Annotated in this window: 14 protein-coding genes; 9 read left to right on the top strand and 5 right to left on the bottom strand. The window is 61.3% G+C overall.

Annotated elements, in window-relative coordinates; all coding sequences use genetic code 11:
• Positions 1-10 precede the first annotated feature (10 nt).
• A complete protein-coding gene (locus tag AC1DXO_RS03895; protein ID WP_476976781.1) occupies positions 11-1,204 on the bottom strand; it encodes an alpha/beta hydrolase-fold protein in 1,194 nt (397 codons plus the stop codon).
• Between the two features lie 270 nt (positions 1,205-1,474).
• Here AC1DXO_RS03895 and AC1DXO_RS03890 point away from each other — a divergent pair, with 270 nt between their 5' ends.
• Positions 1,475-3,463 (top strand): NAD(+) synthase, encoded by a 1,989-nt coding sequence (locus tag AC1DXO_RS03890; RefSeq protein ID WP_476976780.1) that lies wholly within the window; start codon positions 1,475-1,477, stop codon positions 3,461-3,463.
• 325 nt (positions 3,464-3,788) lie between these two features.
• Here AC1DXO_RS03890 and AC1DXO_RS03885 read toward each other — a convergent pair whose 3' ends face one another.
• Entirely contained in the window at positions 3,789-4,292 is a 504-nt protein-coding gene (locus tag AC1DXO_RS03885; protein ID WP_476976779.1) for a response regulator, read from the bottom strand.
• Between the two features lie 212 nt (positions 4,293-4,504).
• Here AC1DXO_RS03885 and AC1DXO_RS03880 point away from each other — a divergent pair, with 212 nt between their 5' ends.
• A complete protein-coding gene (locus tag AC1DXO_RS03880; protein WP_476976778.1) occupies positions 4,505-9,505 on the top strand; it encodes an alpha-2-macroglobulin family protein in 5,001 nt (1,666 codons plus the stop codon).
• Positions 9,506-9,757: 252 nt separating this feature from the next.
• Complete coding sequence (gene pbpC, locus AC1DXO_RS03875) at positions 9,758-11,851, top strand: penicillin-binding protein 1C (RefSeq protein ID WP_476976777.1); 2,094 nt, start codon at positions 9,758-9,760, stop codon at positions 11,849-11,851.
• 67 nt (positions 11,852-11,918) lie between these two features.
• Here the strand turns inward: pbpC and AC1DXO_RS03870 are convergent, their stop codons facing one another.
• Positions 11,919-12,206 carry a hypothetical protein gene (locus tag AC1DXO_RS03870; RefSeq protein WP_476976776.1) on the bottom strand — a complete coding sequence of 96 codons (288 nt, stop codon included), beginning with the start codon at positions 12,204-12,206 and terminating at the stop codon, positions 11,919-11,921.
• Between the two features lie 56 nt (positions 12,207-12,262).
• A complete protein-coding gene (locus tag AC1DXO_RS03865; protein ID WP_476976775.1) occupies positions 12,263-13,918 on the bottom strand; it encodes an MFS transporter in 1,656 nt (551 codons plus the stop codon).
• Positions 13,919-14,060: 142 nt separating this feature from the next.
• On the opposite strand from AC1DXO_RS03865, the gene AC1DXO_RS03860 reads away from it, so the two are divergent.
• The 4 genes from AC1DXO_RS03860 (at position 14,061) to mutM (ending at position 16,995) form a co-directional block, all read left to right on the top strand.
• Positions 14,061-14,303: a hypothetical protein gene (locus tag AC1DXO_RS03860; RefSeq protein ID WP_476976774.1), complete on the top strand. Its 243-nt coding sequence runs from the start codon at positions 14,061-14,063 to the stop codon at positions 14,301-14,303.
• Positions 14,304-14,375: 72 nt separating this feature from the next.
• A complete protein-coding gene (locus AC1DXO_RS03855) occupies positions 14,376-14,996 on the top strand; it encodes a carbonic anhydrase (RefSeq protein ID WP_476976773.1) in 621 nt (206 codons plus the stop codon).
• 170 nt (positions 14,997-15,166) lie between these two features.
• Positions 15,167-16,075, top strand: coding sequence for an aldo/keto reductase (locus AC1DXO_RS03850; protein WP_476976772.1), 909 nt, complete (start codon positions 15,167-15,169; stop codon positions 16,073-16,075).
• A 59-nt stretch (positions 16,076-16,134) separates the two neighbouring features.
• The gene (gene mutM, locus AC1DXO_RS03845; RefSeq protein WP_476976771.1) at positions 16,135-16,995 is read left to right on the top strand and encodes a bifunctional DNA-formamidopyrimidine glycosylase/DNA-(apurinic or apyrimidinic site) lyase; all 861 of its coding nucleotides are present in this window, start codon (positions 16,135-16,137) and stop codon (positions 16,993-16,995) included.
• 303 nt (positions 16,996-17,298) lie between these two features.
• Here the strand turns inward: mutM and AC1DXO_RS03840 are convergent, their stop codons facing one another.
• Positions 17,299-17,841, bottom strand: coding sequence for a TlpA family protein disulfide reductase (locus tag AC1DXO_RS03840; RefSeq protein ID WP_476976770.1), 543 nt, complete (start codon positions 17,839-17,841; stop codon positions 17,299-17,301).
• A 235-nt stretch (positions 17,842-18,076) separates the two neighbouring features.
• Here AC1DXO_RS03840 and rpsT point away from each other — a divergent pair, with 235 nt between their 5' ends.
• Together rpsT and dnaA are read left to right on the top strand one after the other, a co-directional pair.
• Positions 18,077-18,346, top strand: coding sequence for a 30S ribosomal protein S20 (rpsT, locus tag AC1DXO_RS03835; protein WP_476976769.1), 270 nt, complete (start codon positions 18,077-18,079; stop codon positions 18,344-18,346).
• Positions 18,347-19,275: 929 nt separating this feature from the next.
• Positions 19,276-20,751 (top strand): chromosomal replication initiator protein DnaA, encoded by a 1,476-nt coding sequence (gene dnaA / locus AC1DXO_RS03830; RefSeq protein ID WP_476977220.1) that lies wholly within the window; start codon positions 19,276-19,278, stop codon positions 20,749-20,751.
• The last annotated feature ends 112 nt before the right edge of the window (positions 20,752-20,863 follow it).

The raw sequence follows: 20,863 nt of genomic DNA, 5'->3' as shown, positions 1-20,863 counted from the left end.
GCCAGGTCCGTTACTCGCGGAACAGCAACGGGGCCATTTCGCGCAGGCTGCGCCTCCAGGTGAGGAATTCGTGCGCTGTCTTCGGCGAAACGTAAAAGACACTGTTGAAGCCGGAGGCTTTCAGCGCTTCAGCGTTCGCGCGCGGGTCCTGAGGCGGCGCCCCTGGAGGGCCGCCACGTCCACCTTCCAGCTCACGACTGCCAAAACTGACAAAGGCCAGCTTGATCTTGTCGCGAAAGCCGGGCGCCTTGTTGACGTCATCGACCGAGATGGTGCCTCCGCTCAACAGGCCGATATAGGCAAATGTGTCGAGGTTGGCGAAGGTTATCAGCTTGGTTTCAAATCCGCCCATCGATAGGCCCGCCATGGCGCGGTGCGGCTGATCGGCAAGGGTACGGAAATGGCCGTCGACATAGGGAATGAGTTCATTGAGCAAGACCGTCTGGAACGGCTTGATATCGAAGCTGAACAGGCCGCCCGGCTTAACCTCGTTGGTCATGCCATAGGTCATGACGACGATGAAGGGCCGCGCCTTACCGGCTGCGATCAGATTATCCATAATCAGATTGGCGTGGCCCTGGTTGGACCAGGCGTTTTCGTCCTCGCCCCAGCCATGTTGCAGATACAGCACCGGATAGCGCTCGGCCTGGTTCTTGTCATATCCCGGCGGCGTGTAGACCAGGGCGCGGCGCTGTGTGCCGGTGCTGGGCGAGGCGAACAGGACCTGTTCGACGCGGCCGTGGGGAACATCCTTGAGTGCATAAAAATCCGCGTCCTGCGCCGGAATTTCTATGCCGCTTTCCCACCGTATCGAGCCGTAGAAGTTCAAGGTCCCGGGGTCGTTGAAGGTGCCACCGTCGACGGTGAGATGGTAATAGTGAAAGCCCTCGTCGAGCGGACCCTCGGACGTGCCGGTCCACGCCCCGTCTGCGCCCTTGGTCAGCACGGTGCCGCCGCGTCCGCCCAGGCCAAGACTCACCTTAACGGCCTGGGCGTCGGGCGCAACGATGCGGAAGCGGGCATAGCCCTGCGAATTAACCTGCGGATAATCCTGACCCGGCTGGTTCAGCGAGGACGGCTTAAAATCCTCCGCGATCGGGGTTGTTGCGGCCGAAGTGGCGGTTTGGGCTGGCGGAGCCGTTTGCGCCGATACCGGGCCGGCAAGGATAAAGGCAGCCGCGGCTGCAGCTAGAGCGCGTTTCAATGGATATCTCCCAGGCATTTCGCCGTCCGACTAATGTTGGCAGCGGTTTTAATTAGTCAGACATATGGCAGAAGTTTCTTGGTTTCACAACTGCAACCAAGGCACAGAAATTCGGAATAAAGTATCACGTGTAACTAGAAATATCTCGCCTGACTTTGGAGAAGTGCTTTTGCATGTTTTAAGCAAAATTTTTCAAGATATGGCGCATTAAAGTTAGATTTTTGGCGTCAAACTATCTATATCTGGCGCCATCGCCAGGAGAATGACGAAATGCAAAACGATTTTTACGCTCCCTCGTCCCACGGCTTTGTTCGCGTCGCCTGCGTCACGCCGAAAGTGCATATCGGCGATCCGGCGGCCAATCTGGCCGAACATCTCTCCCTGGCTGGACGCGCCGAAACCCTGGGTGCGGATATCCTGGTCTTTCCCGAACTTAGCCTGTCGGCCTATACGCTCGACGATCTGTTTACCCAGGACATCCTGCTCGATCGCGTCAAGACCGCGCTCATGGATCTGGTCGCAGCTTCCAGGACGATCCGGCCGATCCTGATTGTCGGCGCGCCCCTGCGTATCGAAGGTGCGGTCTATAACTGCGCCATCGTCGTCGGGCGCGGCGACATCAAGGGTGTTATCCCGAAAACCTACCTGCCGAACTACCGCGAATATTATGAAAAGCGTTGGTTCGCCTCGGCCGAAAACCTGGACCGGCCTGTCCTTTATCTCGGCGGGGTCAGCGTCGAAGTCGGCAGCAACATCATCTTCCACGCCGCCGGATTTGACGCCTTCACCTTCGGCGTCGAAATCTGCGAAGACGTGTGGTCACCGCATACGCCGTCGACCCATCTGGCCCTGGCGGGCGCCAATCTGATCGTCAACCTGTCGGCCTCGCCGGTGGTGATCGGCAAGTCACGTGCCAGGAAACGCCTGTGCGGCGCGACCTCCGAACGGCTGATGTGCGTCTATGCCTATAGCGCGGCCGGACCCGGGGAATCGACAACCGACCTAGCGTGGGACGGCCAGTCGCTGATCTATGAACTGGGCGATCTCATCGCCGAGGGCGAACGCTTTACCTCGGATTCGATTACGCTCGGTGATGTCGATCTTGAACGTGTGGCGTCCGACCGGCTGCGCAACGGCACCTTCAATGATGCGCGCCGGATGTTGAATGGTCCGACTTATTATACCGTCAGAGCGTCATTCGTTTACGCGCCGCACGGCTTGACCGACTTTCACCGCCATGTACCGCGCTTTCCCTATGTGCCGGCCGAGCCGGAAAAGCTGGACGAAGATTGTTACGAGGCCTTCAATATCCAGGTCCACGGCCTGATGCAGCGCCTGAGCACCACCGGCACGCAGAATGTGGTCATCGGTGTGTCAGGCGGTTTGGATTCGACCCACGCCCTGATCGTGACGTGCAAGGCCTTCGACCGCCTGGGCCTGCCGCGCCAGAATATCCACGGCTACACCATGCCGGGCTTTGGCACGACGGTGGGTTCGAAGAACGACGCCCTTAAACTCATGAAGGCCTTGGGGATTACAGCCGAGGAGCTGGATATCCGTCCGGCGGCCAAGCGCATGCTGCTCGATATTGGCCATCCCTATAGCCGTGGTGAAAAGGTCTACGACATCAATTTCGAGAACGTCCAGGCGGGGCTGCGCACCGATTTTCTGTTCCGCCTGGCGGGGGAAAAGCGCGGCTTCGTCATCGGCACAGGCGATTTGTCGGAACTGGCGCTCGGCTGGTGCACCTACGGCGTCGGTGACCATATGAGCCACTACAATGTTAATTGCGGCGCGCCAAAAACCCTGATTCAGCACCTGATCCGCTGGGCGGCCAACCGGGAGTTCGATGGCAGGACCGGCAAGATCCTGATGTCGGTCTTGGGCCGCGAAATTTCGCCGGAACTGGTGCCCGTCGAAGCCGGCCAGGCGCAGAAGACCGAGGACAAGGTTGGACCTTACGAGCTTCAGGACTTTAATCTGTTCTACATCACGCGCTACGGCCTGAAGCCGTCCAAGGTCGCCTTTCTCAGCTACCAGGCGTGGAAGGACAAGTACGACCTCAAGTCCATCAAGCGCTGGCTGGAGGTCTTTTTGTTCCGCTTTTTCACGATTTCACAGTTCAAGCGCTCGGCCATACCCAATGGACCGAAACTGATCTCGGGTGGCGCGCTTAGCCCACGCGGCGACTGGCGCGCGCCGTCGGACGGCAATGCCCATATCTGGCTGGAAGAACTGAAGCAAAACGTACCGGATTGAGCTGGGTCGGTTTCAGACCGCGTAGCGGTCATGTCTGAAAGAAGATTTGGAACACGAATGGACACGAATAAGCACGAATAAGGCGGCTTGCTAACGCGCGCCGGTGCACCTGAATTACCGCTGCGACACGATGAAAAAGGTTAGGAATTGCCGTCATCTTGAAATGCGCTACGCGCGGTGATTAACCAACTGACCAACGCGATTATGCTCCCGCGACCGTTAGGGCGCGACTTATTCGTGCTTATTCGTGTCCATTCGTGTTTCAAATCTTGCCGACTATGCCGCTACACGGCCTCTAACGGTTCAAAGCGAATTCTGAACGGCTTCAGATCTTCCCCTCGGCCTTATCAGCGACGCGGCGGAACGGGCCCTTGTAGTCCGGAATATTTCTGCGGCGGCGGTCGGGACCCATATAGTTGGCCGATTTCACCCAGCCGCGCTCGTTCTCGATGACGCTGCGCATGCGGTCGATTAGCGCCTTGGCGGTCAGGGGCTTGGCGACGAATTCATTGACCCCGGCGTCGCGCGCTTCGAGGACGCGGCGGCGGTCGGTATGGCCGGTCATCATGATGATCGGGACATAGGGATGGGGGCTGTCGGACCCGCGGCGCAAAAGCTTGGTGAATTCGATACCGTCGAGCTGTTCCATCATCAGGTCGAGGATAATTACGTCGGGCCGCCAGTCGCGGACGATTTCCAGGGCCTGGATGCCGTCGGACGCTTCACGAATGAGGTTGATGCCCATGGACCGTAGCATGGTGCATACAATCATCCGCATGTAGTGATTGTCATCGACCACAAGCACCATGACACGGGCGAATTTACTCAAGGGGCAGGGTCTCCTGACGGGGAGGGCGGTGACATCATGGCCTGTGTCCCGGCCTTATCATTGCGTTGTGCGGAATCATTAGCGCTATTCTTGTTTTTCACAAAACAAAGATTGATCTTTGCCAAAATCCGCGCTTTCGTCACTGGTTAACGACAAGTGACCGGTGTCCTGTGACGCCGGATCGCCAACGACCTCAAGGGCGGGGATACATCATGATCGACTGGCATAACAGGACGCTTCTGGCAGGGGCGGCGGCCGTGCTGCTGTCTGGTTTTTCCATCGGATTCCTCGTCGCCAAGGCGACCAATTCGCCGGCGGCCCACACCATGGGCACGGCCAGCGACAACGGGTTGATCGGCGGGGCCGCGACCGGCCTGTTCGGCAAGCCGCGATCGGCCAATGCGCCGCGCGCCGGTGAGCCCAAGCCCGCCGGTTTCGCCGTCTGGAAGCAAAGCCTCGACACCTCCGGCGCCTCGCCCAAGGCCTGTGTGCAGTTCACCAAACCGCTGGACGCCTCGAAGCCCTATGGCGACTATGTCGTGGTCAGTCCGGCCCTGGCCGCGCCACCGGCCGTGTCGGTCAAGGACGACACCCTGTGCGTCTCGGGCATAGGCTTCAACGACCGCCGCATCACAGTTTTAAAGGGCCTGCCCGCCAAGGGCATGGACACGCTGCCGCAAAACAGCGATCTCGACTTCACCTTCGGCGAGAAACCGTCCTATGTCGGGTTTGCCGGCAATGGCGTCATCCTGCCGCGTGAGGAAAGCGACGGCGTGGCGATCGAGACGGTCAATGTCTCGTCCCTGGCCTTCGAGGTCTGGCACGTTTCGGATCGCAACCTGGTTCGCAAGTCGGTCTCGGCGCCCGATCCGGTGTCGGAAGGCGAATACGACTACAATTGGGGCGACGATTCCGCCGACGATATCGGCGTCAAGATCTGGGAAGGCAAGGTCGCGGTCAAGACCGGTAATGGCGATCGCGTGACGACGGTCTTTCCGCTCGGCTCGGTCCTGAAGACCCTGAAGGCCGGCGCCTACGTCGTCAAGGTCAAGGATGCCTCGGGCGGACGCGACAAGAACGACAATGACGAACCGGCCAGCGCGCGGCGCTGGGTCATCTATACCGACATGGCCCTGACCACCTACAAGGGCCAGAGCGGGCTCGACGTCGTGGTGCGGTCGCTGAAATCGGCCAGGCCGATGGGCGGGGTCAAGGTCGACCTGGTTGCCGCCAATGGCGACACCCTGGGTGAGGTCAAGACGGGCCCTGACGGCCGCGTCACCTTCAACGGCGCGCTGCTCAAGGGCACGGATGCCCTGCAGGCCAAGATGATCATGGCTTACGGGCCGGGCGACGACTATACGGCGGTCGAGGTCGATCGAACGCCGATGGACCTGACGTCGCATGGCGTCGGCGGCCGTTCTGATGAGGCCAGCACGACGGACGGGCGCGCGGCCACCAATGGCGTCGATGGCTATGTCTATACCGACCGCGGCATCTATCGCCCGGGTGAAACCCTGCACCTGGTGTCGCTGATCCGCGACAACGAAGGCCGGGCTATCAAGAATCGCAAGGGCGCCGTGGTCATTACGCGTCCGTCGGGGGTCGAGGCCTACCGCCTGCCGTTCGACGGCACGCCGCAGGGCTATGCCGCCATCAATGTTGTCCTGCCCAAGACTGCCCCGCGCGGACAGTGGACGGCGAAGGTCGTGCTGGAAGGCCTCGATGGCGACGCCGGTCACGCCGGTTTCGCGGTTGAAGACTTCGCGCCGCAGCGCCTGGGCGTTGACGTCAAGGCCGATGCTGATCGCCCCCTGCTGTCTTTGACCGAACAGCGGCCGGTGACGGTGGCGGCACACTATCTGTATGGCGCCATCGGTTCGGGCCTGCAGGTGACGGGCGAAGCGCGTATCCGTGCCGACGCCACGCCGTTCCCGAAATACAAGGATTATCAGTTCGGCGACGAGAGCAAGCCGTACGACGAAAAGTATGTCGACCTGCCGGCCGCGACGACCGACGGCCAGGGCAATGCCCTGTTCCCGTTCGACGCTTCCCTGGCCGGTGAGACCGACCAGCCCCTGACCGTTCTGTTGACGGCGTCGGTGTTCGAACCCGGCGGACGGCCGGTACGCGAAAGCCAGACCCTGCGCATCAAGGGCGCGCCGCTGTATCTCGGCGTCAAGACCGAACAAAAGGACGGCTCATGGCGCGATACGCCGAAGATGGGCTTCAATGTCATCGGCCTGACCCCGACCGGCGACAAGACGGCGGTCAACGGCGTCAAGGTGACCATCATCTCCGAGATCTGGGATTATGACTGGTACATTGCCGAGGGCAAATGGCACTGGAAATCCAGCCACCACGATGTGGTCAAGGAAAGCCAGGTCATGAACCTGAACGGAACCAATGGCGTGACCTTCGAACGCGGTCTCGACTGGGGTGACTATCGTCTCGAGGTCGAGGCGCCGGGCAAGGCGAAGACCGTGGTGCGCTTCTCTTCGGGCTGGGGTTCGGCCGCCAAGGGCACGGATGCGCCGGACTCGGTACGCCTCGCCGTCGGCAAGCAGGACTATGCCCAGGGCGACACGGTCGACCTGACCCTGAAGGCGCCTTACAAGGGCGAAGCGCAGATCGCGGTTGCCACCGACCACGTCATCTCGATGCAGACCGTGTCGATCGGCGAAAACGGCACCACGGTTCGGCTGAAGTCGGATGCATCGTGGGGCGGCGGGGCCTATGTCATGGTCAGCGTCATCCAGCCGCGCGATCCGGTCAATGCCTCGAAACCGCGTCGCGCCGTCGGATTGATCTATGTCCCGCTCGATCCGAAATCGCGCAAGCTGACGGTCAGTGTGCCGCTCAGTGACCAGCCATCGAAGCCCCGCGTCGATAATCGCGGCCAGGGCTTTATCGACGTGCCGGTCGAGGTCAAGGGCCTGAAACTCGGCGACAAGGCGCGCGTCAGCATCGCGGTGGTCGATTCCGGCATCCTCAACCTGACCAAGTTCAAGTCGCCCAATCCGGTCGACTGGTATTTCGGCAAGCGCGCCCTGGGCGTCGATTATAATGACGACTATGGCCGCCTGCTCGATCCGAACCTGGGCGCGCCGGCGCCGATGGAATTCGGCGGTGACCAGCTGGGCGGCGAGGGCCTGACGACGACGCCGATCCGCACCATCGCCCTGTGGTCGGGCGTGGTCCAGACGGGATCGAACGGCCGGGCCCTGGTCCATCTGCCGATCGCTAAGTTCAATGGCGAGCTGAAGATCATGACCGTGGCCTGGACCGACGATCAGGTCGGTTCCAGCGAACAGCGCATCGTGGTGCGTGAACCGGTGGTGGCCGACCTGGCCCTGCCGCGCTTCCTGGCGCCGGGCGACCACGCCTTTGCGACCTTGGAGCTCGACAATGTCGACGGCAAGCCGGGTATCTACCAGGCCGTCATCAAGGGCCTGCGCGGCCTGGTCGTCGCCTTCCAAAAGACCTTCAACCTCGGTCACGGCGACCGGGTGATCGAGGCTGTGCCGCTGACCGCGTCCAACACGACGGGCGTGTCGACGGTGCAGATCGGTCTCAGTGGCCAGGGCTATAACTTCAATGACAGCTTCGATATCCAGACGCGTAACGGCTGGGGTCCGGAGACCCGCGTTTCCAGTACGGCGCAGAACGTCAACGAGGTCTGGGCGCCCGACGGTTCGCTGCTGGCCGGGTTGCAGCCGGGTTCGGTGTCGGTCGAGGTCAGCTATTCGCCCTTCCGCAATATCGACCCGGCACCTCTGGCGGCGTCGCTCAACAAATACCCCTATGGCTGCACCGAACAGGTGACGTCGTCGGCGGTGCCGTGGCTCTATGTCGACGAATCGATGGTCGGCAAGAACCTGGCGCGGCCGTCGGGCAATGCGCTGAAGGTGGCGGTCAACAAGATCCTCGACCGTCAGTCGGAAGACGGCGCATTCGGGCTGTGGCGGGCCGGTGACGGCGCAGCCGACGGCTTTATCGGCGCCTATGCCACCGACTTCCTGATCGAAGCCCGGGCGCGCGGCGCCTATGTGCCGCAGGAAGCGATCGACAAGGCGCTCAATGCCATGCGCGCCATGGCCAAGCCGGAAGGCTTCGTCAATGTCAATTACCGCCTGAGTGCCGGCTACCATTGGAATTCGTACTACGGCATCTCCGACGAGGTCATGACCAGCCATCTGCGCAGCCGGGCCTCGGCCTATGCGCTGTATGTCCTGGCCAAGGCGAAGTCGGGCGACCTGGCGCGCCTGCGTTGGTATCACGACGTCCAGTTCAAGTCGGAAGAGTCGCCGCTGGCCCGTGCCCAGGTGGCGGCTGGCCTGGCGATGATGGGTGATCGTTCGCGCGCCCGCATCGCCTTTAAAGAAGCCATCGACAAGCTCGGCTATACCGATCCATGGGACTGGTACCAGTCGCCGCTGCGCGACCTGGCCGGCGTTATCGCCCTGGCCTACGAGTCAGGCGAAAGCGATATCGGCCAGTCGCTGATTCCGCGGCTCGAAAACGCCATGAAGTCGCCGGCCCAGATGAACACGATCGAGGACGCCTATGTCCTGCGCGCCGCCTCCTACATGCTTAAGGCGGCGGGCGTCACCAAGATCGATGCCAAGGGCGTCAATGCCCTGCCGGGCGGCCTGCACGTGGCGCGTTACGGCATCGGCCAGTTTGCCCCGGTGCGTATGACCAATGTCGGCTCGGGCCCGATCTGGCGCACGGTGACGGTGATCGGCACGCCTGTGGCGGCGCCGGGCTCCGACAGCCGCGGCCTGTCGCTGACCAAGACCTTCTACGCCATGGATGGCTCCAGGATCGACCCGTCGAACATGCAACAGGGCCAGAAGGTGCTGGTGGTGATTTCCGGCCGTTCGGACCGGGCGGAACTGCGGCCGATCGTGGTCGACGACGCCCTGCCGGCCGGCTTCGAGATCGAATCGGCCCTGACCACCGAAGACGCCCAGAACGGACCGTTCCGCTTCATCGGCGATCTGACCGAGGTCAAGGTCCAGGAGGCACGCGACGACCGCTATATCGCGGCCCTCGACGTGTCGTCGTACCAGGGCTTCCAGGTCGCCTATATCGCGCGGGCGGTCACCCAGGGCAACTTCTACATGCCGGGCGCCGAGGCCAAGGACTTCTACCGCTCGGATCTGTATGGCCGTACCCAGGGCGGCCGGACAGTGATCTCCGGACGATGAAGAAAGGTTTGGCCCACAGATTTACACAGATTAGCACAGATTTTGTCCATGCTTTTCCAGGATCGTTATGCGCAGCTTTGATAACGTGACCTCGCGAAGCGAGGCCGTCCATCGAAGATTGAGCCGCCAGTAGATCAAATAAGGCGCTGAAAAATCTGTGCTAATCTGTGTAAATCTGTGGGCCAACCTTCCTTTTCCATAAGAAGCCCCGCCCACCGCATTCGGCGTTTCTCCCTCTATGGTACCAAACGCGTGAAACTGCCCGAGTTCCAAACCGATAAATATATCAAACCCCTGGTCAGGGGGTTGGTCGGTGTGTTGGCGTTTCAAGTCGTGGCGGCGCTGGCCAACCTGGCCTTGCCGCCCGACATGTACAAGGCTCGGACGGCGTCGGCCGTAGCGCTGGACCGCAATGGCACATGGCTGCGCGCCCTGCCGGTCGATGACGGCCGCTGGCGTATCCGTGCCGACCTCGCCCGCACCGATCCGCAATTCGTCAAGCGCCTGCTTAAGGTCGAGGACGCGCGCTTCTACTGGCATCCGGGCGTCGACGGCATGGCGATCGTACGGGCCTTGGCCTCCAACCTGCACGCCGGCGGCATTGTCTCGGGCGGTTCGACCATCACCATGCAGACGGCGCGGTTGTTGTCGCCGCACCCGCGGTCCTACGGCAACAAGTTCGTCGAGGCCCTGCGCGCCGTGCAGCTCGAAATGCGCTATTCGAAGCGCGAAATCCTGGCCATCTACCTGTCGCTGGCGCCCTACGGCGGCAATCTCGAAGGCGTGCGCGCCGCCAGCCTCAGCTATTTCGGCCATGAACCGACCAGCCTGACCCTGGGCGAACAGGCGACGCTGATCTCCCTGCCCCAGGCGCCCGAAGCGCGCCGGCCCGACCGTCACCCCAGGGCGGCCCTGGCGGCACGCAACCTGATCCTGGCGCGTATGGCGGCGGGCGGCATCGTCGGCCGGGCTCAGGCCCAGGAAGCGCTGAGCGAGCCGATGGTCAGACAGCGCTATGCCTTCCCGGCCATCGCCTGGCATACCGCCGGGCGCATGGCGTCGGAGGTCAAGGGCCTGCAGGCCACCGTGATGACGACGCTGGATGCCGGCTTGCAGCAGAGGCTGGAGGCCATGGCGGCGGCAACCGCGGCGGATCAGGGACCCAATTCGTCGGTCGCCATCATCGTTGTCGATATCAAGACGCGCAGTGTACGGGCCAGTGTCGGCTCTGGCGGGCTGGACCGCTCGGGCGGCTGGATCGACATGACGCGCGCCCTGCGTTCGCCGGGCTCGACCCTGAAACCGTTTATCTATGGTTTTGCCTTCGAAAGCGGGGTCGTGGCGCCGGAAACACGTCTGAATGACGTGCCGACGCGCTTTGGCGATTACCAGCCCGAGGACTTCGACCGCGTGTTCCATGGCGAGGTCTCGGTCAAGGAGGCCCTGATCAATTCGCTGAACGTGCCGGCGGTGGCAGTGCTGAACAAGATCGGCCCCGACGTGTTTCAGGCGCGGTTCGAGGCGGTCGGTGTGAAGCTGGTCCGGCCGAAGACCGGCCTGGCCGATGCCGGTCTGGCCCTGGCTCTGGGCGGAGAGGGGATCCATCTCGACGACCTGGCACTATTGTTCGCTGCCTTGGGCGATCACGGCCTGGCCAAGCCACTGGTCTATACCCTGGACGGGGAGCGCCATCCGATCGGCGGCCAGAGACTGATGCGTGCCGACGCCGCCGACAAGGTGGTGGCGATCCTGCGTGAGACGCCGGCGCCGGCAGGCAGGCTGCCCGGGCCTCTGATGCGTGCCGCCAACCGTCCGGCTTTCAAGACCGGGACGTCCTATGGCTATCGCGACGCCCTGGCTGTCGGTGTCGCTGGCGGCTATGCCGTGCTGGTATGGACCGGCCGGCCGGATGGCGGGGCGCGGGCCGACCAGACGGGGCGCGAGGCTTCGGCGCCCTTGCTGTTCGACGTGTTCGACCAGCTTCAGGCGCCGCCGCGCATGCCCCAGGCCCTGGCGCCGACCAAGGCGCCGACGGCGCTGGAAGAGTTGCCAGGGCAGAACGGCAAGGTGTCGATCCTGTTCCCGCCCCAGGGGTCTACCGTCTATGTCGAGGCGCTGGCCAAGGACGCCAAAGGTCGTCTTATCCTGAAACGGCCTCTGAAATTGTCAGCACGCGGCCTGCGACCGGTGGCCTGGTATATCGATGGCGAGCCTCTGGCGTTGGATGCGTCGGGCGAATTTTCCTGGTCACCGCCGGTCGAAGGCTTCTATGACTTAACGGCGATCGACGCCGCGCAGCACGTCGACAAGAGCCGTGTTCGGGTAATGGCAATCTCTGGCCGGTAATGGGTGCAGGGTCTGCGACCCTGCCCGTCCCCCTTCGCCAAGGCTTCGGAGGACAAGCCGGAGGCACTCAAGGTAGGTTGAGGAGGTTGGCGCTCCAGATGATGCGGGTAACGACACCGTTGTGGGTGTAGATATCGACGGCGTCATAGGTGACCGTCGCGTAGTGGCGATGATAGCGATAAATTACGTCACCCGGAACACAGGCTGAGTTTGGCTTATCTGTCGGACACGGGACGCGTTCACCATGGAAATGCTTCCTGGCCATGACGGCTTCGATCCGGTCCGCCTTGTCCCCGATCCTGATACCGAGCTTCTTGCCTTCGGTAATATCGCCTTCGGATCCCGAAAAGGTCATGCAACCGCCGAGCAGCAGACAGGCAACAATCATTGAAAGGGGACGCAACATCGACATCAGTCGGTGATCGTGCTGAGGTCGCGGCCGTGGGTTTCCTTGAGGAAGAAGAAGGCGACGATGATGGCGATGATGCCGGTTACGACCGGATACCACAGGCCATAATAGATATCGCCCGCGCCGGCGACCATGGCGAAGCTGAGCGCCGGTTGCAGGCCGCCGAACCAGCCGGTGCCGATATTGTAGGGCAGGCTCATGGCGGTATAGCGTACGCGTGTCGGGAACATCTCGACCAGGGCCGAAGCCATGGGCCCGTAAAGAGCGGTACAGGCGATGGCGAACACGCACAGGACGGCGAACATGGCCCACAGATTGGCCTTTTTCGGATCGGCCTTGTCGGGATAGCCGGCGGCCTTCATGGCCGCCTTGATCTCGCCGGCCGCCTTGGTTTTCAGCGCCTTGAGCCCGGCCTTGTCGAGGCCCTTGCCGGACGGCAGGACGATGGAGGCCTCGCCGATCTGTATAGAGGCCGTCGAGACGCCCGTGGCATCGGCCTTGTTGAGATAGGGCACGCCCAGCCCCGTCACAACGCTCTTGGCCAGGTCACACGGGGTGGTGAACTGGGCGGTGTTGAACAGGTCGAACTGGAAGGTACACTGCGCCGGATCGGCCACGACATAGACCGGGGCGGATTTCGATACGGCTTCGAGTTCGGGATTGCCGTACTTCATCAGCATGTGGAAGCCGGGGAAGAAGGTGGCGCAGGCCAGGGCCATGCCGAAGATCATCACCGGCTTGCGGCCGACCCTGTCCGAGATCGTGGCAAAGGTAATGTAGAGGAAGGCTGAGACCAGGGTCATGCCCATGATCAGCAGGTTCATCTGCTCGGGGTCGAGCTTGACGATCTTGTCGAGGAAGACCTGGGTGTAGAAGAAACTGGTGTACCAGATAACGCCCTGGGCCGTCATGAAACCGAACAGGGCGATCAGCATGCCCTTCAGGTTCTTCCACTTGGAAAAGATTTCGCTGAGCGGCGACTTGGCCAGTTGGCCCTCGGCGTGCAGGGCAGCGAAGGCCGGGCTTTCGGCGGTCTTGGCGCGGATATAGACCGATACGATCAGCAGGCCGGCCGAGACAACGAACGGAATGCGCCAGCCCCAGTCGGCGAAGACCTCCTCGCCCAGATGTTTGCGTGTGATCAGGATCACGCCCAGGGCGGCGATCAGGCCGAAAGCGGCTGAGGTCTGGATCCAGCCGGTATAGCCGCCACGTTTGTCGGACGGGGCGTGCTCGGCAACATAAATAGCCGCACCACCATATTCGCCGCCCAGCGCAAAGCCCTGCACGACGCGCAGCAGGACCAGCAGGATAGGCGCTATAGGGCCGGCCTGGGCATAGGTCGGCAGGCAGCCGATCAGGATGGTGGCGATGCCCATGACCAGTATGGTCCACAGGAAGGTGCCCTTGCGGCCCTTCTTGTCGCCGATATGGCCGAAGACCAGGGCGCCGACCGGACGGGCGATAAAGCCGACGGCAAAGGTCGACAAGGTGAGGATAGTGCCGAGCGTGCCCGACACGCCGGCAAAGAAGTTCTTGGCGATGATCGTCGTCAGGGTGCCGAAGATGAAGAAGTCGTACCATTCGAAGGTCGTGCCGGCGGCTGACGCCGCCACAATGGTTTTCAGGCCACCAAAACTCTTCTTGTCGTCCGCCATAATGCGCCCCTGCTGTTCCCCGCCTCGCGGGCTTTCTTCGCTAACGATGTGACCGAAATGAAGAGGAAAGACAAGAGGTTTGCGCGGCTCTGGATTTGCGGTTAAGGTGTCTTTAAGATTTACGAAAGGGCCGGGGGCCGCCATGAAGTTTCTGCAAATTGCACGCGCGCCGGAGGGTCTCACCTCCTATGCCAAGGTCAAACGCATCCGTCCCGTGCAGACCGCCATCACGATCATCGAAGCCATTCTCAGCCTGGCGGGCGTTGCCGTGCTGATCCTGGCCGTGCGTTACGGGTCTTTCGCCAAGGCGGGCGCCGTGATCGATCACGGCTTCGGCTGCGTTGTGGGTTGCGTACATCAACTTATATCGCACTTGCACACCTGACATAGGTTTAGGCTTGCCGCCGCCGCAGACCTGATTATAAGCAGCCTCGCATCTGGAGGCTCTGTAACGGTTATGCTGGACATTCTGATCGAAAATAACAAGGAATGGGCGCACAAGAAGACGCAGGTCGATCCTGACTTCTTCAAGCGTCTGGTGCGTCAGCAAAACCCCGAATATTTCTGGATCGGCTGTGCTGACAGCCGCGTCCCCGCCAATGAAATCGTCAATCTCGACCCGGGCGAGATGTTCGTCCACCGCAATGTCGCCAACCTGACGCCACATCAGGACGCCAACTATCTCAGCACCCTGCAATATGCCGTCCACGTGCTGAAGGTAAAGCACGTGCTGGTCGTCGGCCACTATGGCTGCGGCGGGGTGCGCACGGCGATCGAATCCCAGGACCATGGCCTGATCGATCATTGGCTGGCGCCGATCCGCGAAGTGGCGCACGACCATCGCGAAGAACTGCATGCCTGCGCGGATGACCACGCCATGCTGGACCGTTTGTGCGAACTGAACGTGATCCAGCAGGTGCGTAATGTCGCGACCAATCCGATTACCCTGGCCGCGTGGCGTTCGGGACAGGATTTGACGGTGCATGGCTGGGTTTATGAGCTGTCGACCGGGCTGATCAATGACCAGGGCGTCAGCGTCGCCGGACTGCCGGATCGCATGCGAATTTTCGGTATTTGAATCAATAAGATCTATGGTTAACGCGATTTAACGCAAATATGTTGCGAAAACGCTGTGGGCCGCATGGGTTTTTTATATTCTGTTGATAGGTTGTTTAACTTTTCCGGGCGACAGTCCCTGTGCGGGCCTTGTGGTTAAGGAACGCGGTTAAGCATCCGGAAACAGTGCGTATGGTCGCATCCCTTGGTCTCGGTTCGGCGCAGTTTGGCGGCGATTACGGCATTTCGAACACGCGGGGACGCGTGGGCGAAGACGAGGTGCGCCAAATCCTGTCCCTGGCCGCCGATTGCAAGGTTCTGGCCATCGATGCCTCGCATTATGATGGCGATGTCGAACGGATTCTGGGCCGCAACTGGCCGTTTCCGTCACCTTTCAAACCTCAGGTGCGCACGCTGCGCGCCGAAAAGGGCCTGGACTGGCTGGAATCGCGCCTGCGCCGTTCGGTCGACCATATGGGCCTGGTCCGCGCGCATGCTGCCATCGTCGATTCCGCCGAAGATTTGATGGGCCCTCTGGGCGACGACCTGTGGACGCGCCTGGAAAAGCTCAAGGCCGACGGTCTGATCAGCAAGATCGGCATCTCGGCCTGCTATGACGACCAGCCGCTGTTGCTGGCCAAGCGCTTCAAGCCCGACATCATGCAGGTGCCGGCGTCGATCCTGGATCAGCGTCTGGTGCATAATGGCAGTATCGAGGCCCTGGCTAATCTCGGCGTCGAAGTTCAGGTGCGCTCGGTCTTCCTGCAAGGCTTGCTGTTCCTGCCGCGCGAAAGCCTGCCTGCCAATCTGACGCCAGTCGGTCCGCATCTGTCGCGCGTCCGCCGGATCATGGCTGAAAGCGGCGCCGATCCGCTGCACGCCGCCCTGAGCTTTGCCCTGAACCTGAAGGGCGTTTCGACCGTCATGGTCGGCGTGACCTCGGCGGCCGAACTGCGGGCCATCATCGCCGCGTCGGAAAGCAAGGCGCCTCGCATTAACTGGGACGCCATGGCGCTCAATGACGATGTTGCCCTGACGCCGGCCCTGTGGTTCAAGGACCTGGGTGAACAAGGCAAGCGCCGATTGGTGCGCGTGGCCTGATCACCACGCCTTAACCTTGCAAATCCCAAGTACGATTTGCAATCTGCATGGATGCCATCATGCCCGAACTGCCCGAGGTCGAAACGGTCCGCCGCGGGCTCGAGCCCTATCTCGACGGCGCCAGGCTATCCGATGTGAAGCTGTACCGGCCCAACCTGCGCTATCCCTTCCCTGAGACATTTGCCAAACGGCTGGAGGGTGCGACCGTGGTGCGTCTGGACCGGCGCGCCAAGTACCTCCTGTTCCATCTCGATACCCAGGCCGTGTGGGTGACGCATCTGGGCATGACCGGGCGCTTCCAGGTCGATCAGCAGGCGCTGGATGGCAACTATTATCATGCCGTCGAGCCCGATTTTAAACACCGCCATGTTTCGGTTGTGGCTTTGAAAGATGGCGTGGAGCGGAGGATTGATTTCTACGATCCACGCCGTTTCGGCTTCATGCTGCTGATGTCGCCGGATGAGCTCTATACCAGCAAGTGGTTTCAGGGCCTGGGCGTAGAGCCTCTGTCGGACGCGCTGGACGCCGACTATGTGTTGGGCATGTCTGCGGGCCGTCGGGCCAATCTCAAGGCCCTGCTGATGGCCCAGGGCGGTATAGCGGGGCTTGGCAACATCTATGTCTGCGAAGCCCTGTGGCGGGCACGGCTAAGTCCGGACCGCGAAGCGTCGAAACTGAAGCGCAGGGAAGCCGAAACCCTGGTCGGTGATATCAAGGCCGTGCTGGAAGAGGCGGTGGCGGCGGGCGGATCATCGATCAGCGACTTTGCTGCGGCGACGGGTGAGCTGGGCTTTTTCCAGCATCGGTTCTGCGTCTATGATCGCAAAGGCCAGCCGTGTCCCCGCAACGACGGCGGGGTGATCGAGCGCGTCGTGCATCAAGGACGGTCGACCTTTTACTGCCCGAAATGCCAGAAATAATTTAGCGGATCGCTACCGTCTGCGTTCGGCCACTTCGTTTCTACAATACACTGATTTTATAGCAATTTTCAACGCGGAAAGCGCCGAAAGGATGGAAAGACACCGAAATTTCGGGTCCTGCATCTATCGCGCGTAGCGCCTTCCCGCCATGTACATTGCCGACATCGCGGAATGAAGGCCCTTCGGGCAAAACTTGTCCCACCCCTTCCCTTTTTCCGCGTCTTCCGACTTTTCCGCGCTTTCCGCGATGAAAATAGCTGTAAAATCAGAGGTCCCGCAGAGGATAATGCCGCCCACAGGACATTATGCCGTCACATCCGGTGCCGGTGTGGCGGGCCGGGGTTCGGCCAGCAGAGGTGTGATCAGGTGGTCGAAGTCGGCCAGAGTGAAGGCGGCGGCGCGGGCGTAGCGCAATATGCCGTTGCGATCGATGACATAGTTGCTGGGCACCGCGCCGTCGATCGTGCCGTAGGACATGCTGTCGATGCGTATAACCAGGGGAAAGGACAGGACGTTGGCCAGGGGCTTGAGCTGCTTGTCGCTGGTCGTATCATCGATCGTGACGGCGAAGACCTTCGGAGCGTTCGTGCCCTTGCTGCGGACATAGGTGTCGATATCGGGCAATTCGCGCTTGCACGGGCCGCACCAGACGGCCCAGTAGTTGAGCACGACGACCTCACCCGCGAGGTCGGCGAGCTTGACTCTTTTGTGGTCGAAGGTCGTCAGGGTGAATTTGGGCGCCGGCTTGCCGACGACAGCGCGGGCCTGTGCTCCGCTTGCCGTGATAAGCGCGGCCGAAGCGGCGAGGCCGGTGGTCAGCACTGTACGGCGGTCTATCGTATGCATAAATACCCCCCAGGTAAGTTTAGGATATCGGGTTTACGCGGTCACAGGCGGTTGAGCAAGGCTTGCGGAATCGGCTTTTGCGCACCCCTGTGCATAAATTTCTCCTCGCGGAAGCGAAAAGCGGGGCGGAACGCATTGACCGGGGGGGAGTCATCAGTTATACCCCGCCCCCTTGAAATTCACGTCTCCGCGACCGCGGGGACCTGTCCGTAACGTCCGACCTGTCAGGTGAAGAATGGCCAATAACCCCGGCGCTCGCAAAGCGATCCGCAAGATCGCAGCTCGTACCGAAGTCAACAAGGCGCGCCGCTCGCGCGTCCGCACCTATGTGCGCAAGTTCGAAGAAGCGCTGACGGCCGGCGACGCCGCCGTTGCCAAGAACGCTTTTGTCGAGGCGCAATCGGAACTGATGCGCGCCGTCTCGAAGGGCGTGGTCCACAAGAATACCGGTGCGCGCAAGGTGTCGCGTCTGGCCGCCCAGCTGAAGAAGCTGGCGACCGCTTAAGGTTTATGATCAAGGCGCCGCGCTTATCAGCGCAGCGCCTTTTTCGGCTGCTTCTCAGTGCGTTCCGTCTCTGTGGCTCCTGGCCATCTGGCGAGCGTTTTTCCTGACAAATCAAAATGTTTCCAACGCACATGCAAACATGGGCGCGGGAAAATTCATGCCTGAGATGTGCGCGTTCTGCGGGCATTCGGATCACGAAAAATTATTTGGTAAATGTCGTACTAATTTCTTCTTGCGAGCGAAGAGGTTAGCAGTGTCAACTGGTATTTCGCTGCTTCCAAGCAAATAAGGTCATTGACCCCAAGCCTGAGAGCGTTAATTTGTCGGCTTCCGGTCAAGTCATCCCAACACGGATGAATTGGTGACAAACCGGGTTGCAATTGAAGCTGTCGTAAGGACGACCGCTTCGCAAGGCTTTTCAGTCATTGCGAGGGGTAGTCGACCACGGCGGCACGCCGGTGGCGGCTTTAATGCCGGTCGCTTTCGGCAACGATTCGGACCTTTGGTCCATCGGTTTTCTTGACCAAACGCGGCCTCCTCCCGGAGACAGCGCGCTACAACTTCGAAGACGGACCCCAGGTCAAATTCCCGGTGTCTTTTTTGGCGAGGTTCGGCATAGATGACGGCCCCTGTTCGCGTGACAGGGGAATTGATGGCTTATACGTTATCTGGTTTCGCGATCGGAGCGTGTAGCGGGTGCAAACAATGAGTAGCCAGACACGGCGCAACCTTGTGGTGAGGGTGAGGCCGGGCTGGTGGTTTTAGAACTGCGTAAGCCGGACGTGTCCGGCGTGTTCTGGCCGTAAGGGTCTGCAAGCGTTTCGATGCCCAGGGGTAGGTCAAACCTCGGGAATTTAGCGTTCGGGAGGCTCAAAATGCGTGAGTGGGTAAATGGGGCAAATAATCGGGGCGATAAAAAAATGCCAAGCATGACAAGCTGGTCGCCGATTCTACCTGAGACGGTATGGTCTAAAGTGGCGTCAGTCCTTCGCAGAGAATTGGGCGAAGGACCTTATAATTCCTATGTTGCACCGTCATCCGTGCGACCGGGGCCTTACGGCGACCCTGTTCTGGTGACGCCGACCGCCTATGCGCGGGACTGGATTTCGAAAAACGCCATAAGGCGCGCCCAGGAGCTGTGGTCACAGCACGATCCGGACGCCCGTGTGCTCGATATCAAGTCGCGCGTCGAGTATGAGGACGAGAACCGCACCGGCAATGGCCAGGCGGGCACGACGCGGACAGACCGCGTCATGCCGGTGGTTGAGGTCGCCGGGTATGGCCATCATTCGCAGCAGGCCAGTGCGGCGCCGACACAGCACGCGCATGTAATCGAGGTATCGCCGTCAAACCGCATCAGCGGTTTGCAGGAGCGTCTGACCTTTGACAGCTTTGTCCCGGGTCGCGGCAATGAATTCGCTTACAGCATGTCGCGCCAGGTGGCGTCGTGGGCTGACGGCCATTTCAATCCGGTGTTTTTTCACGGGCCTTACGGCTACGGCAAGACCCACCTGCTGAACGCCATCGGCTGGGAGGCGCAGATGCGCCGTCCGGACGCCCGGATCGTTTACCTGACGGCGGAAAAGTTCACCTCGACCTTCGTCAAGGCCTTGATGGACAAGTCGACGGCGGCGTTCAAGGACGAGATTCGCGGCGCCGACCTGTTGCTGGTCGACGACGTCCATTTCATCGGCGGCAAGACCTCGAGCCAGGAGGAGCTGTTTCATACGCTGACCTCGCTGATCGAGAACAATCGCCGTGTGGTGTTTACGGCCGATCGGCCGCCGTCGCAGCTGACGGAGATCGAGGCGCGGTTGCGTTCGCACCTGTCGTCGGGTCTGGTCTGTGCGCTCGATGTGGCGGACCAGACTTTGCGAATGGGCATTGTCGAGTGCAAGCTGGCCCAGTTGTCGCAGCGTTTGGGCGCGGCCGGTATGGCGCCGCCGCGCGCCGATGTTTTACAGTTTTTGGCCGAGCGTGTGCCGGGGTCGATTCGCGAGCTTGAAGGCGCGGTCAATACTCTGGTGGCATCTGCCGGCGCGCGTTTAGGGAGTTTGACCTTGGAAGAAGCCATGGCGCTGTTGCAGCCCAACCTGAAGGTCGCGGTGGAACGCCGCGTAACGGTCGACGAGATTCAGAAGCTGACCGCCGATCATTTCGGGCTGAAACAGGCGGACCTGTTGTCGGAGCGCCGTACGCGCTCGGTGGCCCGCCCGCGTCAGGTGGCGATGTGGCTGTGCAAGCAGCACACGACACGGTCCTATCCGGATATCGGCCGTCGCTTTGGCGGTCGGGACCACACGACGGTGCTGCACGCGGTGAAGAAGGTCGAAGAGCTGTTGCTGGGCGATGACCAGATTGCGCGCGACGTCGAGGCGCTGACGCGGAAGCTGCGCTCGAACTAGCGAATGGGGCGTGGGGTCTGAGACCCCACAAAACCTTGCTTAATTCCTGTCTTTGCGCTCGCCCCTCAAGGGGGCGGCGGCAAAGGCAGGAAATAGGAAAGTCTTGGGGCCA

This window comes from Asticcacaulis sp. P2_C5 (assembly GCF_056404555.1).
Note: the sequence above shows the minus strand (reverse complement) of the source record. Positions and strands in the feature narration are given on the sequence as shown.